Consider the following 15,618-nt stretch of genomic DNA (forward strand, 5'->3'; position numbering starts at 1 on the left):
CCTGCGGCCCGCGTGCCCCGCGGCTACGCTCGGAAAATGGAAGACAGCGGAGCCGGCTCCGGGCCGTCGCCGGACAGCGCCGACGTCCAGGATCCCTCGGTACAGGCCCGGCTCGTCGCCCTGGTGGACGAGTGGTCCGCCGCGATCGTCTCGAACGACGTGCCGCGGATGAGGGCCTTCATGGCGGACGAGTGGGTCATCGTCTCCGAGTCCGGCATCACGGACCGGGACGCCTTCCTCGGCTACGTCGCGTCCGGCGACCTGACCCACACGGCGATGCGGGCCATCGGCCCATCGAGGGTCCGCGTCCGCAAGGACACCGCCACGGTCACCGCACGGATGACGAACACAGCCCACTACGGTGGCCGCCGCTTCGACGCCGACGAATGGGTCACGGACGTCTTCGTCCGGCACGGCGCCCTGTGGCTGTGCGTGCTCACCCACATCACGCCCGCCGCCCCGACGGACCCTCCGTCCGACGCATGAGCCGGCCGACCGGCTCCGCCCGTCGCAGGAGACGCCTCGGCTACCCGGCCGCGGCGGCCGTCTTCGCCATCGGCATGGCGGGCACCACGCTCCCCACCCCGCTCTACGGTCTCTACCGGGAACAGCTCGGCTTCTCCGAACTGATGGTGACCGTGGTGTTCGCCGTCTACGCCCTGGGAGTGATCGCCACCCTGCTGATCGCCGGGAACGTCTCCGACGAGGCGGGGCGGCGGCCCGTTCTCCTGGCCGCCCTGGGCTTCTCGGCGGCCAGCGCCTGCTGCTTCCTCTTCGAGGGCGGACTCCCCGCCCTGTTCGCCGGACGGCTCCTCTCCGGGTTCGCCGCCGGCCTGCTGAGCGGGGCGGCGACGGTCACGGTGATGGAACTGGCCCCGCCGGGGCACGCGGCGCGGGCGGGGCTGGCCGCGACCGCCGCGAACATGGGCGGCCTGGGGTGCGGCCCGCTGCTGTCCGGACTGCTCGCCGAGTACGCCCCCTGGCCCCTGCGGCTCCCCTTCGTCGTGCACCTGGCGCTGATCGTCGTGGCCGCCGCGCTGACCTGGTTCCTCCCGGAGACGGTCGCCTCCTCCCGGGTGCGGGGACTGCGGCTGAGGCCCCAGGGGCCGGCCGTCCCGCCCGCGATGCGGGGCGTGTTCGCCACCTCGGCGCTGGCCGCCTTCGCCGGGTTCTCCCTGCTGGGCCTCTTCACGGCGGTCGCCCCCGCGTTCGTGGCCGAGACGCTCGACGTGCACAACCTGGCCCTGACGGGGCTCGTCGTCTTCTCCGTCTTCCTCGCCTCGACGGCAGGGCAGGCGCTCATGGGGCGGGTCGGTGAGCGGCGTGCCCTGCCGGGCGGCTGCTTCGTCCTGGTCGCCGGACTCCTGCTGGTGGGCGCCTCGTTGCTGTTCGCCTCACTTCCCCTGCTCGTCGCCGGTGCGCTGTGCGGCGGGCTAGGCCAGGGACTGGCGTTCCGCGGTGCGGTGACGGCGATCAGTGCCGCCGCGCCGCCCGAGCACCGGGCCGCGACCGTGTCCGCCTTCTTCGTCATCGCCTACCTGGGCATCTCCCTGCCCGTGGTCGGCGTCGGCGCACTCACCCTGGGGATCGGACTCCGGAACGCCGGACTGACCTTCGCCGGCTGTGTCCTGGCGCTCGCCCTGGGCGTCGGCCTGTACCTGGCGCGGCGGCCTCCCGCACCCCGCTGACGTACCTGGGACAGCCCTGGCCGACGTACCGGAATACCCTTGCCGTACCTGCCGATCACGGTGCGAGACTGGCCCCGTGGGCACAGCGACGCGCTTCCAGCAGACGGTCATCTCCTGGGCCGCGGGCGACGGGGACACGCGAGCGCCGGCGGAATCGCTGGACCTCGCACGTCTGCCGGAACCGCTGGACGGACTCCTCTCCTGCGTCTGACCCAGGGCTCGCCGCTCAGCGCGCGGTGGGACCGGAGCTGTGCGCCACCGGCTCCGGCTGTCGGCCACCACCGAGGGGTGACCGAGGGTTTCTGGCGGACGCGAGGGCTTCGGGTGGCGGTACTTTCCGGCCGAAGCGGCGGTTCGGCACATCGGGAGATCCGTATGTACCCGCAGGTCGGGCGGTAGTTTCGCGTTGAACCGCCGAAGTTCGTCCATATGCTGGACGGCTTGCGCGAGGCGCCTGAGCTGCCCGAATGACCATTCGGTCGATTCGGGCACTCGTCTGCGGCTGGAAGCTGGCCGTCGATGTGCGCTTACTTTCCGCATGCGTAAGACTCCTGACCGCAATCAGATACGCGACCAAGGAGTCTTCACCAATGCGACGCAACCCTCATGAGATCATCGCAACCGTCACGGCGAGCACCCTTCTGCTCGGCGGTTTCGCGACCGCCACCGCCCAGGCCGCACCGGCGAGGGCGGAGAGCCTCTACGCACCCTCGGCGCTCGTCCTCACCGTGGCCCGCGGCGAGGACCCGCTGACCGCCACCGTCGAGCGGGCCGTGACGCTCACCTGCGCTCCCACCGCCGAGGGAACGCACCCCTCTCCCGCTGCGGCCTGCAAGGAACTGGCCGCGGTCCAGGGGAAGTTCTCCGAGCTGACCGCCGGTCCGTCCAACCGGACCTGTACCCGCCAGTGGGACCCGGTCTTGGTGACCGCCCACGGCGTCTGGCAGGGCAGGCAAATCGAGTTCAGCACCACGTACGGCAATGCCTGCGAGATGGCGGGCAGCATGAACGACAACGCCGTATTCGCCTTCTGATCCGCCGGGGCGTGCCCTCGCCGGGGTGACGGAGCGCGACTCCGTTCCGTCCGATCGCGTCCGGCGACCCGCCCCTCCCGGCGTGCCCCGCACACGCCACCCGTTCACGACGACCGGGAGCCATGTGGTCGCCCCAGCCGTTTCCGCCGCGGCCGGCAGCGACCCGCCCCGGTCGGTTCGTCACCGGACGGCCCGCATCCAGGTGGCCCCCCGGGTCGGGGTGTCGCGCTACGTGCCCGCCGCGGATCCGGAGTACGGCAGCAGAGCCATCTCGCGCGCGTTCTTGATGGCCGCGGCCATCTGGCGCTGCTGTTGGGCGCTGATCCGGGTGACCCGCCGGCTGCGGATCTTCCCCCGGTCGGAGATGAACCGCCGCAGCCGATCGGTGTCCTTGTAGTCGATGTACGTGATCCTGGCGGCGTCCAGGGGGTTCGTCCGGTTCTTGAGTGGCTCGCGGGGGTCCTGCTGACGTGCCATGGGGCTTCCTCGTGCTCGGTGTGCCGGGAATGTCGGGAGTGTTGGGTGTGAGACCGGTGGGCCGCGGTCACGGGCCGGGGCGCGGGCGGTGCGGGTCGGGGCGCCGGCGGTACGGGACGGGGTCAGTGGACCGGGTCGAGGAGTGCGTCGAACGCGGCGGGCAGGCTCTTCCATGCCTCCCGGCCGGAGCCGTACTCCTCGTCCGTGAGCAGGCAGGAGTCCAGCAGGCCGGTCAGGCCGTCGCGGTCGAGGCCGGGGGAGACGAAGACCAGGTGCTGGCAGCAGTCGCCGTGCTCCGGGTGCCAGTCCAGCGCGGCGGCCACCCGCCGGTAGGGCGCCACCATGGACCAGGCGGCGTCCGGGAGCGAGGCGAGCCAGGGGCCGGTGTTCTCCACGCAGAGCGCGCCGCCCGCGGCGTCCCAGGAGAGCAGGGTGTCCGGTCGGTCCGCGAGCCAGAACCGGCCCCGGCTGCGGGTCGCCGCGCAGCTCAGGTCCTCCAGCGCGTCGAGCAGGCGCTCGGGGTGGAAGGGCCGGTGCCGCCGCCAGACGAGCGTGCCCACCCCGGCCTCGTCGGCCTCCTGCGGAAGGAGCGCGCAGGCCGGGTGCTGGCCCGCGTCCGCCGCCTCCACGTCGAATCCCGCGAAGGAGAGCCGGGCCAGCTCGGCCGATCCGGGAGCGGCCTGGCGGGCCGTCGGGTTCAGCTGCCGGATCAGGGCGCGGTCCTCGTCGTCGGCCGCCGGGCTCGGCGTCACGGCCAGGACGGGCGCGTACTCCACCTGCCGGGCCCAGGTGTCGCCGATGGTCCGCCGGTCGGTCGGCGCGGCCGCGAGGCCGGCCTCGGCCAGATCGTCGCCGTTGGAGAGGCAGGGCAGGACGAGAGTGGGGTCGACCGCCGCGAACACGTTGGTGACCTCGGCGGCGGTGGTGTGCGCGGCGATCACCTCGGCCATGGACTTCGGCTCGACGGAGTCCCAGAGTTCCAGGACGGCGAGGCGGGTCCGCCCGTCCCCCGCGAGGCGTTCGAGTTCGGGGACGAGATCCTCACGCAGCGCGCAGCAGGCGCAGTCGTTCACCAGCGGCGTTTCGCCGGAGGCCAGCTCGCCACCGGTATCCCGCAGGGAGCGGCGTACCGTCCCGCAGGTGGCCGTGGACAGGTCGTGGTGCAGTGCGACGCTGTGGGGGACGTCCCGCAACAGCCCTTCCACCACCTCGCGGCGCGCCTCGGAGTGCAGGCCGCAGACGATGACGACGGGCAGTTTCGTGCGGTGCTCGCTCACCGGGCCCCACCGCGTCCGTAGCGGCGTTCGAAGCGCTCTACGCGTCCGGCGGTGTCCAGGACGCGGGCGGTGCCGGTGTAGAAGGGGTGGCTCGCGGAGGAGATCTCCACGTCGACCACCGGGTAGGTGTTGCCGTCCTCCCATGCGACCGTGCGGTCGCTGGTCAGGGTCGAGCGGGTCAGGAACGCGAAGTCGGCGGCCTTGTCGCGGAAGACGACGGGGCCGTAGGAGGGGTGGATTCCGGGCTTCATGGCGATGTCCTCCTGGAGGTGGGGCCTGGGGCCTGGGTTCTGGGTTCTGGGGCGTGTGCGGGGGAGGGGGAGGGGCGGGGCCTTGGCTGCCTCAGCGCTCCTCGCGGAAGTCGACATGGCGGCGGGCGACCGGGTCGTACTTGCGCAGCACCATCCGGTCGGGGTCGTTCCGCCGGTTCTTGCGGGTGACATAGGTGTAGCCGGTCCCCGCGGTGGAGCGGAGCTTGATGACCGGGCGTAGTTCGTTGCGAGCCATGGGCGCTACTATATGGCAATGGTTTCCATTTTCACTAATGGATGCGCCGAAAGAGAGGCAGGTAACTTTCCATGTCCGCCCACTGTCAACTGACCGGCTCGAAGCCAGGATTCGGCAACAACATCTCCCACTCGCACCGCCGGACGTCCCGCCGGTTCGACCCGAACATCCAGCGCAGGCGGTACTGGCTGCCGGGCGAGGGGCGGTATGTGCGCCTCACCCTGAGCGCTCGGGCGATCAAGGCCGTCGACATCATCGGCATCGACGCCGCGGTCGCACGGATCCGCGCGCGGGGAGGGCGGGTCTGATGGCGAAGAAGAGCAAGATCGCGCGGAACGACCGGCGCCGGGCGACCGTGGACCGTTACGCCGCCCGCAGGGCCGAACTCAAGGAGATCATCCGCCGGCCCGGCACGCCTGAGGGTGAACGGGGCGCGGCTGTCAAGGAGTTGCGGCGTCAGCCGCGCGACGCCAGTGCCACGCGGTTCCGCAACCGGGACAGCGTCGACGGCCGACCCCGGGGGTATCTGCGCAGGTTCGGACTCTCCCGGGTCCGGACGCGTGAGCAGGCCCACGCGGGATTCCTTCCGGGGGTGACCAAGTCCTCCTGGTGAAGGCCGTCCGAGCGCCTGCGGGTGGTGGTGCGGCGGTCGGGCCGCGCCACCACCCGCAGGCGCGTCTCTCAGCGGCCGACCGGGTCGGCGTGTGTCCCGTCCCCGGGGGTGAGGAGGGCGAGGTGGCCGCCGTCGTCCAGGGGGGTCGGGACGGTCAGGGTCGTGAGCAGCTCCGCCCGGTCCGCGTCGAAGACGTGGACCTCGCCATGGCCTCCCCGGCTGACCGCGACCAGGCTCCCGCCGGGGGAGGCGGCGACGGCCCGCCGCTGCACCCCGTCCCAGGGAGTCCCGCCGGCCCGGGGCGCACCGGACATGGCGGGCAGGGGCAGGCGCGCGCCGACCTCCGGGCGGGACCCGGCGGCCGGGGGTGCGGTGAGCAGGACGAGCTCGTCGCCGTCCGGGTGGACGCGGGTGTACGCGACGTGGCGGGCGGTCACCGCGAGCCGGAACACCAGTCCGGGGCCCAGGTCCAGCCGGCCCGTGACGCCCGTGTCGAGGTGGTGCCACCAGGCGTCGTTGGACCAGTCCGGCCACTGCCCGGGGTCACCCGGTCCGCCGCGCACGCAGGACCAGAGCATCCGCCGCACGGGGTCGAGCCGCAGGTAGTAGCCGCGCCCGCCGGAGCGCCCGTCGGCGGACCAGGGAAGGGGGGTCCCGGGGGTGAGGTCGTCCCCCTCCCGTCGTGCGCGATGCACTCCCGAGCCCGCGGCGGCGAACACCCGGCCGGTGAGCGGGTCGTGGGCGTCGCCGTGCCCGTCGTCGTCCGGAAGGGTGATCCGCCGGACCGGGGTCGCCGGAGGGCATGCGGGGGCCGACCGCATCAGGTCGCGGTGCCGGTGGACCAGCAGTTCGCCCGGCTCCCGGTGGCGCAGCACCACGAGGGAGGGCGGGCCGCCGAGGACCGTGACCCCCGGCTCGCCCGTCCGCCCCCGTACGCGTACGGCGACGGCGCCGTCCGGTGCGTCGAGGTCGACGGCCGTCAGGAGGCCTGTCCAGGCCTCCTCGTTGCGGCCGAGGCCGGTGGTCACCGCGAGGTGCCGCCCTGACGGGTCCGCCGCCAGGTGTTCGGCGGGGACCGCGACCGGTATGCGCCGCCGGATCAGTGGACGGCCGGCGTCGGGGCCGTAGGGGTCGAGGACGAGCAGCTCGCCCGCCCGGTCGTCCACGCAGGCGGTGAGGTCGCCGGGCAGGGCGAGGAAGCCCGCGTGCTCTGCGATGTGCCGGTGGTTCAGCGCGGCGCGCTCCGTGCCGTCCGGGAGGTCCAACAGGCTGATCCGGCCGGCGACATGGTCGGAGACCAGCAGGCGCGGCGGTGCGTGGGGCGAGGGGGGTGGGGACTGCGGCATGGCGAACTCCTGCGGTCGGCGGGGTCATAGGGGGCGGCGGGGGCGTTGGGACCCGGCGAGGGCCGGGTGGGAGCCTCGGCCGCTTTATTGGAAATGATAATCATGTGTAAGGTTTCGGCTTGTGGCGGGGATCGCTCCCGGGGCTCCGCCGCCGTCTCTGCCGCATCCCCGGGACCACACAGGAACGTTGAGGGACCGTCTATGTCACGAACCGCGCTGAGAGTGCGCCGCTGGGCCGCGATCGCCGTACTGGGAGGCCTGCTGGCCGGCTGCGGAACCGGGGAGGCCGACACCGCGGGACGCGCCGTCGCTCCGGAGAACGGATCCGGCGCCCGCACGAGCCCGGACGTGCGGCCCATCGAGGCAGCCACCCGGATCACCGACGCCAAGGGCGTCGCCGTCTCCCTGCCGAAGCCGCCGAAGAAGATCGTCTGCCTGGTCGCCCTCTGCGACGACATCCTCGTCGAACTGGGTATGACCCCGACCGCCACCAACTCCCAACTGCTGGCGCACCCGAAGTTCCTGGGCGAGGAGAAGGCGGCGGGCATACCCGTCGTTCCCGGCGGCTTCCTCAGTCCCGAGGTCGAGGCGATCCTGTCCCACCGGCCCGATCTGGTGATCGGTCTGGAGGACACGCACGGCAGGCTGGCCCCCGCGCTGAAGGGCGCCACGACGTTCTGGCCGGTCCAGCCCGGATCCTGGCAGGACAGCGTCGGCTACCTGCGGGACCTGGCCGCCCTCACCGGCCGCACCGAGCAGGGCGAGAAGGCGGAGAGGGCCTTCCGCGGCCGCCTGGCGCAGGCGGAGAAGAGCAGGAGCGACAGGACCGCGCTGATCGTCTACGGCGGCGACGAGAACTTCGGCGTGGCCACCCCGGAGACCGATGTGGCGGCCGGACTGTTCCCGAAGATCTCCCACTACCCCTGGAAGAGCCGGGGCGTCGACGGCAGCTACAGCCTGGAGGAGATCCTCGCCCAGGACGTCGACGTCCTGTTCGTGGAGACCCTGTCGTTCGGCGCGCCGGACGGCAAGCTCTCCGACAAACTGGCGAAGAACCCGCTCTGGTCACGGATCCCGGCCGTGAAGAACGGCAAGGTCATCGAGGTCGACTCCGAGGTGTGGGCCAAGGGGCGCGGCACCCGCTCCCTGGGCGTCGTCCTCGACGAGGCGACGGCCGCACTGCGGTGAGGCGTCCGCCCGTGGCGCCGCTCTGCCTGGGCGCGGCGGCCCTGGTGAGCGCGGTCTGCGCGCTCAGCCTCGGCACGCCGTACGTCCCGCCCACCAGGCTCCCGGCCACCCTGGGGGCCGACGGGCTCGCGGGGCTCGTCGTCACCGAACTGCGGCTGCCTCGCCTGGTGCTGGCGCTGATCTCCGGGGCCTGCCTGGGCGCGGCGGGCCTCGTCCTCCAGGAGGCCCTGCGTAACCCGCTGGCCGTACCCGAGATGCTGGGGGTCTCCTCCGGGGCCGCCCTGGGCGTCGCCGCACCGCTGGTTCTGGCCTTGGCCGTGCCCCTGGGACTACAGCCGTTCCTCGCCCTGGCCGGGGCGGCGCTCGGCGGTCTGCTCACCCTGGTCGCCGCCGGATTCGGGCGGAGCCCCTCGGCCGTCCTGCTGACCGGTGCCGCGGTCGCCGCCGCGCTCCAGGCGGCTCTGCTGGTACTCATGGTGATGGCCGACCAGCTCGACCTCCAGCTCATCTACCGCTATCTGCTGGGCAGCCTGTCCGCCCGCACCTGGGACGACGTCACCGGTCTGCTGCCCTGGCTCGCCGTGGCCGTCCCGGCGTTGGTGCTGTGCGTGCCGGTGCTCGGTGTGCTGCGTCTCGGCGACGACGACGCCCGTGCGCTGGGCGTCCGCGTCGAACGCGCGCGGGTCGCCGCGCTGGGCATAGCGGTCGTTCTCATCGCCCCCGTCGTCGCGGTCTGCGGTCCGGTGGCCTGGGTCGGCTTCCTCGCCCCCCACCTCGCCCGCCGACTGCGCCCGGACGGCGGCGCGGCCGGGTGGCTCGTCCGGTCCGCCGCGTGCGGCGCGATCGTCGTGCTGTGCGCCGATCAGCCGGCCCGGCTGTTGCTCGCCCCGGTCGAGACGCCCGTCGGTGCCTGGACCGCCCTGGTCGGGGTGCCGGTCGGGGTCGTACTGCTGAAGCGGGGGAGTCGGCCCGCCCGGGACCGGGGGCCGGTGGCCCCGCCCGTACCGGGGACTGTGCCGGACCTCCCCGCTCCCGGCCTGCGGAAGGCGGAACGATGACGCTCACCGACACCGTGCCCGGACCGTCCCGTCGGGCCCCGCGCGCACCGGGCGTCCGGATGGGCGGCCTGGCGCTGCTCGTCACCGCGGTGGCCTGTGCCGATCTGTTCGCCGGCCGTGGCGTCAGCCCCGAAGGCGTACGGGCCGTGCTGCTCGGCGCCGGTAGCGACCCCACCGCCGAGCACATCGTGCTCCAACTGCGGCTGCCCCGGCTGCTGGTGGCGCTGGTCGCCGGGGCCTGCCTCGGCGTGGCCGGACTCGTGCTCCAGTCGGCCCTGCACAACCCGTTGGCCGGGCCCGAGGTCACCGGCGTCACTCCCGGCGCGGTGCTCGGCGCGGTCACCGCGACCGGCCTCGGCCTCGCGGGCTGGGAATCTCCAACAGCCGTGGTCGTGGCGGCCTGCCTCGGCGGCTTCGCCGGGGCGGGGCTGCTGTGGCTGCTCGCCGGGCGGGACCGGGGCGACCCGGAACAGACAGCCGTGTACGGCGTCCTCGTGTCGGCGGTGCTGGCCGGGCTCACCGCGGTCGTTCTCCTGGTGGCGCCCGGTGAACTCGGCAGCGTCGTGCAGTGGTTGATCGGTTCCACCGAGGGCCGGGTGTGGCAGCACTGGAATCTGCTCTGGCCGTGGGCCGTCTTCTGGGGTGCGGCGGCCTGGCTGCTCGCCGGGCCGCTGACCCTGTTGCGCTGCGGCGACGAACAGGCCGCTGCCGCGGGCCTGGCCACCGGCCGGGGCCGGGGTGCCGCGCTCGTCTGCGCCGTGGCGCTGACGGCCGGTGCCGTGTCGGCCGTGGGGGCGCTCGGATTCGTGGGGCTGCTGGTGCCCCATCTGGCGCTGGCCGTCTTCGGGGCCGACCTGCGCATCACCCTTCCGGGTGCCGCGCTGCTGGGCGCGGCGGTCGTATGCGGGGCCGATGCCGCCGCCCAACTGCTGTCCCGGCTGCTGGCCGCCGCGCTGGAAGCGGACCGGCTGACCCTTCCGGTCGGCGCCCTGACCACCTTCGTGGGGGCCGGGCTGCTGATGGTCGTGGCGCGGCGACGGGCGGACGAGCGATGACGGCGAGCGGTACGCGGACGGGACACGTCGATGTCGGCGTCGTCGCCGACGGAAGTGGAGGACAGCGGATGAGGAGGGTGGCATGTCGGAAGGCCTGACCGGACAAGTGGATTCGAGCCCGGTGGAGGCGGCCGGTTCGGAAGTGGAACCGGGCGTGGTACTGGGCCCGGAGGTCGTCAGGGCGCAGGGGCTGACCTTCGGCTACCCCGGACGCACGGTCCTGCGCGGGGTGGACCTGAGCGTCCACGCCGGCGAACTGGTCGCCCTGATCGGGCTGAACGGCTGCGGCAAGAGCACCTTCCTCAAGCTCGCCGCCGGACTGCTCACCCCGAGCGGCGGGCGCATCCTGCTCGAAGGCGACGACGTGGCGCGGCTGCCCCGCCGCACGGCCGCCCGGCGGGTGGCCCTGCTCCATCAGTCGGCGCCCGCGGTACCGGGACTGACCGTGCGTCAACTCGTCCGCCAGGGGCGCTACGCCGCCCGGGGGCCGCTCGGGATGCTGCGGGAAGGCCTCGACGAGGTGACGTCCCGGGCGCTCGCGGACGTCGGCGTCACCGGCTGGGCCGACCGGGCCGTGGACGCGCTGTCCGGAGGTGAGCGCCAGCGGGTCCGGCTGGCCATGGCGCTGGCCCAGGACGCCCGCGTGCTCTTCCTCGACGAGCCGACCACCTATCTCGATCTGCGGCACCAACTGGACGTACTCCAGACGGTCGTACGGCTGCGCGCGGAACGTCGGCTGACGGTGGTGATGGTGCTGCACGACCTCAATCACGCCGCGCGGTTCGCCGATCGGATCGTCGCGCTGCGCGAGGGACGCGTCGTCGCCGACGGGCCTCCGGCCGAGGTGGTCACCCGGCGTCTGCTGGCCGAAGTCCTCGGTGTGGACGGCCGGGTGGGGACCGACAGCGAGGGAGGCTGGCCCGTCTGTTACCCAGATCACCCTCTCGATTCGCTCCAGCTATTGCGGAATGAAAATCATATTCATTAGTGTCTGTGTTGCGGAACGCACCAACGCCGCGACCGAAACACCCATCCGATCCACCGAATGGAGAAACCAACTCATGGAGAACAACGTGGTGTTCAGCCCGATCGCCGACCAGGGTCAGCTCGCCCACCTCTCCGCCACCCACTCGAACGCCCTCGTCGAGAACCCCTTCGACGACGCCGTCGAGGCCGACACCGCAGCCGAGAAGTAGGCGACGCCTGCCGCTGACGGCAGGTTCCCCGCGTGGCGCGGGGCGGGCCCGCCCGGTGACGACCCGGGCGGGCCCGCCCCGTTGAGCCCCTGAGCTTTCCGCACCTCTGCTCCCGCCCCCGCTTCCCGCTCCGGAGGATTCCGTGACCCGCAGTCGACTCGCTCCCGGCACCGGGATCGTCACCGTCCCCGGTGACGCCCCCGTGCTCCGGACCTCCGGAGGGGAGTTCCTGCGCATCGACACCGGCGGCGTCTCCGGCGAAGACCTGGTGCGCCGGCTGGCGGGGGTGGAGGCACCGGGCGTGGACGCACCGGGTGAGGGCGCGCACGCGGCCGAACTCGCCCGTCTCGTCGTGGCGTTCGAAGAGGATGGGCACGCGGTGTCCGCTCCGCCCCGGGCCCCGCTCACCGGCCGTACCGTCCACGTCCTCGGCGACCCCGTGCTCACCGAGCCGCTGGCGCGCTGCGCCGGAGCGGAAGGGGCCGAGGTTCACCGGATCGCCCCGGACGGCGTGGCGGAGCTCGCCAGGGTGGCCCCGGACCACCGCACCGAAGGGCGCGTCGCCGTGGTGTGGTGCCTCGACTCGCCCGTGCCCGAAGGGCTCTGGGACGCGGCGGACCGGCTGCCCGGGCGGCGCATCGCCTGGCTGCGCTGCCACCGAGAGGGAGCCCACAGCTGGACCGAACCCCTTGCCGCGGCTCCGGGCGACGTCACCTCCCGTCACATCCGGCTCCGCAGGCTCGCGGCCACCCCCGCCCATCGCGAACTCGCCGCGTACTGGGCCGGACACCGGACCCCCGACACCGGACCGCACCCCACCGAAGCCTCCGCCGCCCTGATCGCCGCGCTTCTCACCGCCGATCTGATCGCCTGGGCCGAAGCCGAAGCCGAAGCCGAAGCCGGGGCCGAAGCCGGGGCCGAAGCCGGGGCCGAAGCCGGGGCCGGGGCCGAAGCCGGGGCCGGGGCCGAAGCCGGGGCCGGGGCGAGCCGGGCGACCGTTCTCCCGGTGCGCCGTCGGCTGCGCCGGATCGATCTGCGCGATCTCACCTTCACCGAGCACCCCGTGCTCCCCGTCCCGGACGTCGCGCCCCTCCCTGTTCCGACGCCGGAGCGGGCGCGCGCCGGAGCCGGTTCGGTCAAGGCGCGCCCGTGAACACCCCTACCGTGTACGTCCCCACGCCGGACGGCACCGCGCTCGCCACCGACGTATGCCTCCCGGACGGGATCCGCCCCGTTCCCGCCGTCCTGATCAGAACCCCCTACGGGCGCGATGCCCACCGTGCCGAGCTGCGCGGCTGGGCGGCGCACGGATTCGCCGCCCTAGCCCAGGATGTTCGCGGCCGCCACGGCTCACCGGGGGAGTGGCAGCCCTATCGGGGCCACGAGAAGACGGACGGTGCGGCCACCGTCGCCTGGATGCGGGCGCAGGAGTGGAGCAACGGGGAGGTAGTCGCCGTCGGCACCTCCTACGCCGCGCACTGCGCCCTCGTGACCGCACTCGCCGCCCCTGGCGCCGGCTGCGATCCGGGGCCCGACGCCTACCCCGGCGACTTCCACCGTGACGGAGTCCCCGACGCCGTCATCGCCGCTGTCCCCGCGCTCGGGCTCGCCGAGACGGCGCGGGAGCCCGGGGGCCCGGAGCGGCTGTGGGCCCGGGCCGGCTGGTGGGCGGCCCACGGCGACCGTCGCGACTCCGACCCGGACGCGTTGGCCCGCGCCCTGGCGGACGACCCTCGGCTGCTCGAACACCTTCCGGTCGCCCGCCTCGCCGAGCGGCTGGCCGAGAGCCTGGGGCGCGAACTGCCGTCCTGGTCCCGGCTCTGGGCCGGCCGTGGACGGGGCCGGCTCGTCGCGCTGGGCTCCACCGCCCGCCTTCCGCTGCTCGCCGTCGGCGGCACCCGTGACCCCTTCGCCGAGGACACTGTGGCCCTGTGGCACGGCTGGGGCGGACCGTCCCGCCTGCTGCTCGGGCCCTGGGGCCACCGCCTCACCGCTGACCCGGACGCACCGGCCCGCGCCCGCGTCAACCTCGGTGCGCTGTATGTACGGTGGGCCCGCGCGGCGCTCGCCGGGCGGCTGGAGCCGACGCGGCACGGCGTCATCGCCCTCGGCGCAAGCGGTCGCTGGCACAGCACACGGGTGCCAAGCACCCCCCGCCCCGCCCGCACACCGGACGCCACCACGCCGGAGGGGGCGGATGGGCCGGATGGACTGGTGGGGTCAGCGGGGGCGGACCGGCCGGAGGCGGAGTGCCGCTGGCCCTTCGGCTCACCCACCGGTCTGCGGCTGCTCCACGGAGCCGAGTTCAGCGCCGACCCGGACCACCCCGTGCGCTCCGACGACCTCGCCGTCCCGGCCGGCGGCGACCGTGCCGACCGCTGTCTGCTCCTCTCGCCACCGCTGCCCCGCCCGCTCGACCTGGCGGGCGCCGCCGTCGCCCGGATCAACGTCACGGCCGACACCCGCAGCGCCGACTGGGTCGTACGGCTGACCGCGCTCGACCCGTCCGGCCGAGCCGAACCGCTCGCCTTCGGCATCGTCCGGCGCACCGGCCCACCCGGCGAGGCCGCGGACATCACCGTGCCGCTCGGCACGCTGGGCCGTCGGCTGCCCGCCGGGACCCGGTTGCGCGCGGAGATCGCCGGACACCACTTCCCCGCCCACGTCCGTAACCCGCACACCGGGGAGGACCCGGTCACCGCCACCCGGCTCGCCCCGTCCCGCCGCACCGTGAACCCCCGGGGCAGCACCCTCCACCTGCCCGTCGTCGCCCGACACCACTACGTCGAGCCCGCATCGGAGATATGCCGTTGACCAGCGCCCTGCCCATCGAAGCCCTCGTCGATCCCGTCAGCGGGATCATCCGCGACGTCGCACCGGTCGAGCACCCCACCGGTGCGCCGCCCCGCTACACCGCGATGACCGCCGATGTCGCCGACGCCCGCCGCCTCGGCGCCTGGCCCGCCGACCGCGTCTCGCTCGGCACCACGTTCGGCGACCCCCGGGGCGCCTGGATCGCCGCGGTGGCCGAGGCCGTCGAACGCTACTGCGGCAACCGCCTCCCACCGCCCGGCCACCCCCAGGAGCCCCGCCGGGCCACCGCCGCCGAACTGGCCGCCGAGGGCCACCGCGTCTACGGCCCCGGCGCTCTACCGACTTACGCCCCCTGGCAGTTCGCCCGCCCGGGATTCCCCTACGCCGAACTCACCCCCGAAACCCCGGCGCTGTGGACCCGCGCCACCGAGAACGGGCGGCCCTGCTGGGCCCCCGTCGCGCTGACCCATCTCAACTGGCGACAGGGTGAACTGCGTTCGCTGTCCCGCACCCACCACCTCAACTACGCGGGTATCGCCACCGGGCAGGGGCTCGACGACGCCGTCGAGCGTGGGCTCCTCGAAGTCGTCGAGCGCGACGCCCTGGAGCTGTGGTGGCACCTGGACGGGCCCACCCGGGGCATCGAGGCGGCGAGTGTCCCCGGGCTCACCGAGGATCTGGCAGGCTGCGGGCTGGACGTACACATCGTGGAGATGCCCTCCGAGTTCGCCCCCTGTGCGGCGGCCCTCGTGCACGATGCCGGGCGCGGCATCCACGCGGCCGGGTTCGCCTGCCGGTACGACCCGGCGGAGGCGGCCCGCAAGGCCGTCCTGGAGGCCGTGCACACCTGGGTGTTCACCCAGGGCGCGGTGGACTCCGACGGCTGGGTCCACCGGGCGGTCGAAGCCGGGATGCTCGCCCGTGGCCTCTACCTCGACCACCGTGCCGACCGACGCTATCTCGACGACTGCGGGCCCGGGTTCGCCGCCGTCCGGGACCTCGGGGCTCATGTCCAGGTCTGGCTGGACGACCGGATGTCCCCGCTCGCCCGCCGCTTCACCGAACCCGCGCTCGGTACGGTCCCGGTCACCACGATCGCCCCCGGAAGCCGCACCGCGCTCGACGCGGCGCTCGCCGCCGGGGAACACCGGGTGATCACGGCTGACCTCACCACGGAGGACGTCGCCGAGACGACACTGCGCGTCGCCCGCGTACTGGTCTCCGGACTGATCCCCAACGCCCCCGCCGCCTTCGCCTACTTGGGCTGCCCGCGCTTCGCCCAGGCGGCGCTCGCCCGGGGCTGGCGAACCCGACCGCCCACCGCCCCGGGGGACTTCACCCTCGCCCCGCCCCCGCACATGTGAA

General features: G+C 73.9%; 19 protein-coding genes. 14 read left to right on the plus strand and 5 right to left on the minus strand.

Annotated elements, in window-relative coordinates; translation table 11 throughout:
- Positions 1-36 precede the first annotated feature (36 nt).
- From ACZ60Q_RS12045 to ACZ60Q_RS12060, 4 genes are all read left to right on the plus strand, one after another.
- Positions 37-486 carry a nuclear transport factor 2 family protein gene (locus tag ACZ60Q_RS12045; protein ID WP_469632043.1) on the plus strand — a complete coding sequence of 150 codons (450 nt, stop codon included), beginning with the start codon at positions 37-39 and terminating at the stop codon, positions 484-486.
- Positions 483-1,688 (plus strand): MFS transporter, encoded by a 1,206-nt coding sequence (locus tag ACZ60Q_RS12050; protein ID WP_469632045.1) that lies wholly within the window; start codon positions 483-485, stop codon positions 1,686-1,688. Before ACZ60Q_RS12045 ends, ACZ60Q_RS12050 begins: the two co-directional genes overlap by 4 nt.
- A 76-nt stretch (positions 1,689-1,764) precedes the next feature.
- The gene (locus ACZ60Q_RS12055) at positions 1,765-1,899 is read left to right on the plus strand and encodes a hypothetical protein (protein WP_469632047.1); all 135 of its coding nucleotides are present in this window, start codon (positions 1,765-1,767) and stop codon (positions 1,897-1,899) included.
- A gap of 379 nt (positions 1,900-2,278) precedes the next feature.
- Complete coding sequence (locus ACZ60Q_RS12060) at positions 2,279-2,722, plus strand: subtilase-type protease inhibitor (RefSeq protein ID WP_469632049.1); 444 nt, start codon at positions 2,279-2,281, stop codon at positions 2,720-2,722.
- A 228-nt stretch (positions 2,723-2,950) separates the two neighbouring features.
- Here the strand turns inward: ACZ60Q_RS12060 and rpsR are convergent, their stop codons facing one another.
- The 4 genes from rpsR to rpmG all read right to left on the minus strand — a co-directional run bounded on the left by rpsR (position 2,951) and on the right by rpmG (position 4,983).
- Positions 2,951-3,199, minus strand: a complete 249-nt coding sequence (gene rpsR, locus ACZ60Q_RS12065) for a 30S ribosomal protein S18 (protein WP_469632052.1) — start codon at positions 3,197-3,199, stop codon at positions 2,951-2,953.
- 122 nt (positions 3,200-3,321) lie between these two features.
- A complete protein-coding gene (locus ACZ60Q_RS12070; protein WP_469632055.1) occupies positions 3,322-4,476 on the minus strand; it encodes a CobW family GTP-binding protein in 1,155 nt (384 codons plus the stop codon).
- Entirely contained in the window at positions 4,473-4,727 is a 255-nt protein-coding gene (locus ACZ60Q_RS12075) for a type B 50S ribosomal protein L31 (RefSeq protein WP_469632056.1), read from the minus strand. The genes ACZ60Q_RS12070 and ACZ60Q_RS12075 overlap by 4 nt, the downstream gene beginning before the upstream one ends.
- Before the next feature lie 91 nt (positions 4,728-4,818).
- Positions 4,819-4,983, minus strand: coding sequence for a 50S ribosomal protein L33 (rpmG, locus tag ACZ60Q_RS12080; RefSeq protein WP_344629941.1), 165 nt, complete (start codon positions 4,981-4,983; stop codon positions 4,819-4,821).
- Between the two features lie 71 nt (positions 4,984-5,054).
- Between rpmG and rpmB the strand changes: the two genes are divergently transcribed.
- Both rpmB and rpsN read left to right on the plus strand, forming a co-directional pair.
- The gene (gene rpmB, locus ACZ60Q_RS12085) at positions 5,055-5,291 is read left to right on the plus strand and encodes a 50S ribosomal protein L28 (RefSeq protein ID WP_469632061.1); all 237 of its coding nucleotides are present in this window, start codon (positions 5,055-5,057) and stop codon (positions 5,289-5,291) included.
- Entirely contained in the window at positions 5,291-5,596 is a 306-nt protein-coding gene (rpsN, locus tag ACZ60Q_RS12090) for a 30S ribosomal protein S14 (RefSeq protein WP_469632063.1), read from the plus strand. The genes rpmB and rpsN overlap by 1 nt, the downstream gene beginning before the upstream one ends.
- 68 nt (positions 5,597-5,664) lie before the next feature.
- On the opposite strand, the gene ACZ60Q_RS12095 is transcribed toward rpsN, so the two are convergent.
- Positions 5,665-6,942 (minus strand): hypothetical protein, encoded by a 1,278-nt coding sequence (locus tag ACZ60Q_RS12095; protein ID WP_469632065.1) that lies wholly within the window; start codon positions 6,940-6,942, stop codon positions 5,665-5,667.
- 201 nt (positions 6,943-7,143) lie between these two features.
- Between ACZ60Q_RS12095 and ACZ60Q_RS12100 the strand changes: the two genes are divergently transcribed.
- From ACZ60Q_RS12100 to ACZ60Q_RS12135, 8 genes are all read left to right on the plus strand, one after another.
- Positions 7,144-8,130, plus strand: coding sequence for an ABC transporter substrate-binding protein (locus ACZ60Q_RS12100; protein WP_469632067.1), 987 nt, complete (start codon positions 7,144-7,146; stop codon positions 8,128-8,130).
- Positions 8,127-9,188, plus strand: coding sequence for a FecCD family ABC transporter permease (locus ACZ60Q_RS12105; protein WP_469632069.1), 1,062 nt, complete (start codon positions 8,127-8,129; stop codon positions 9,186-9,188). The genes ACZ60Q_RS12100 and ACZ60Q_RS12105 overlap by 4 nt, the downstream gene beginning before the upstream one ends.
- The gene (locus ACZ60Q_RS12110; protein ID WP_469632071.1) at positions 9,185-10,243 is read left to right on the plus strand and encodes a FecCD family ABC transporter permease; all 1,059 of its coding nucleotides are present in this window, start codon (positions 9,185-9,187) and stop codon (positions 10,241-10,243) included. The genes ACZ60Q_RS12105 and ACZ60Q_RS12110 overlap by 4 nt, the downstream gene beginning before the upstream one ends.
- An 82-nt stretch (positions 10,244-10,325) precedes the next feature.
- On the plus strand, positions 10,326-11,231 hold the full coding sequence (locus tag ACZ60Q_RS12115) for an ABC transporter ATP-binding protein (protein WP_469632073.1): 906 nt from the start codon (positions 10,326-10,328) through the stop codon (positions 11,229-11,231).
- A 73-nt stretch (positions 11,232-11,304) separates the two neighbouring features.
- The gene (gene amiA, locus ACZ60Q_RS12120; RefSeq protein WP_469632076.1) at positions 11,305-11,439 is read left to right on the plus strand and encodes a streptamidine family RiPP; all 135 of its coding nucleotides are present in this window, start codon (positions 11,305-11,307) and stop codon (positions 11,437-11,439) included.
- 142 nt (positions 11,440-11,581) lie between these two features.
- The gene (locus ACZ60Q_RS12125) at positions 11,582-12,592 is read left to right on the plus strand and encodes a hypothetical protein (RefSeq protein ID WP_469632079.1); all 1,011 of its coding nucleotides are present in this window, start codon (positions 11,582-11,584) and stop codon (positions 12,590-12,592) included.
- Complete coding sequence (locus ACZ60Q_RS12130; protein ID WP_469632082.1) at positions 12,589-14,253, plus strand: CocE/NonD family hydrolase; 1,665 nt, start codon at positions 12,589-12,591, stop codon at positions 14,251-14,253. Before ACZ60Q_RS12125 ends, ACZ60Q_RS12130 begins: the two co-directional genes overlap by 4 nt.
- Entirely contained in the window at positions 14,250-15,617 is a 1,368-nt protein-coding gene (locus tag ACZ60Q_RS12135) for a YcaO-like family protein (protein ID WP_469632739.1), read from the plus strand. Before ACZ60Q_RS12130 ends, ACZ60Q_RS12135 begins: the two co-directional genes overlap by 4 nt.
- The last annotated feature ends 1 nt before the right edge of the window (position 15,618 follow it).

This window comes from Streptomyces sp. NPDC104313 (genome assembly GCF_055583985.1).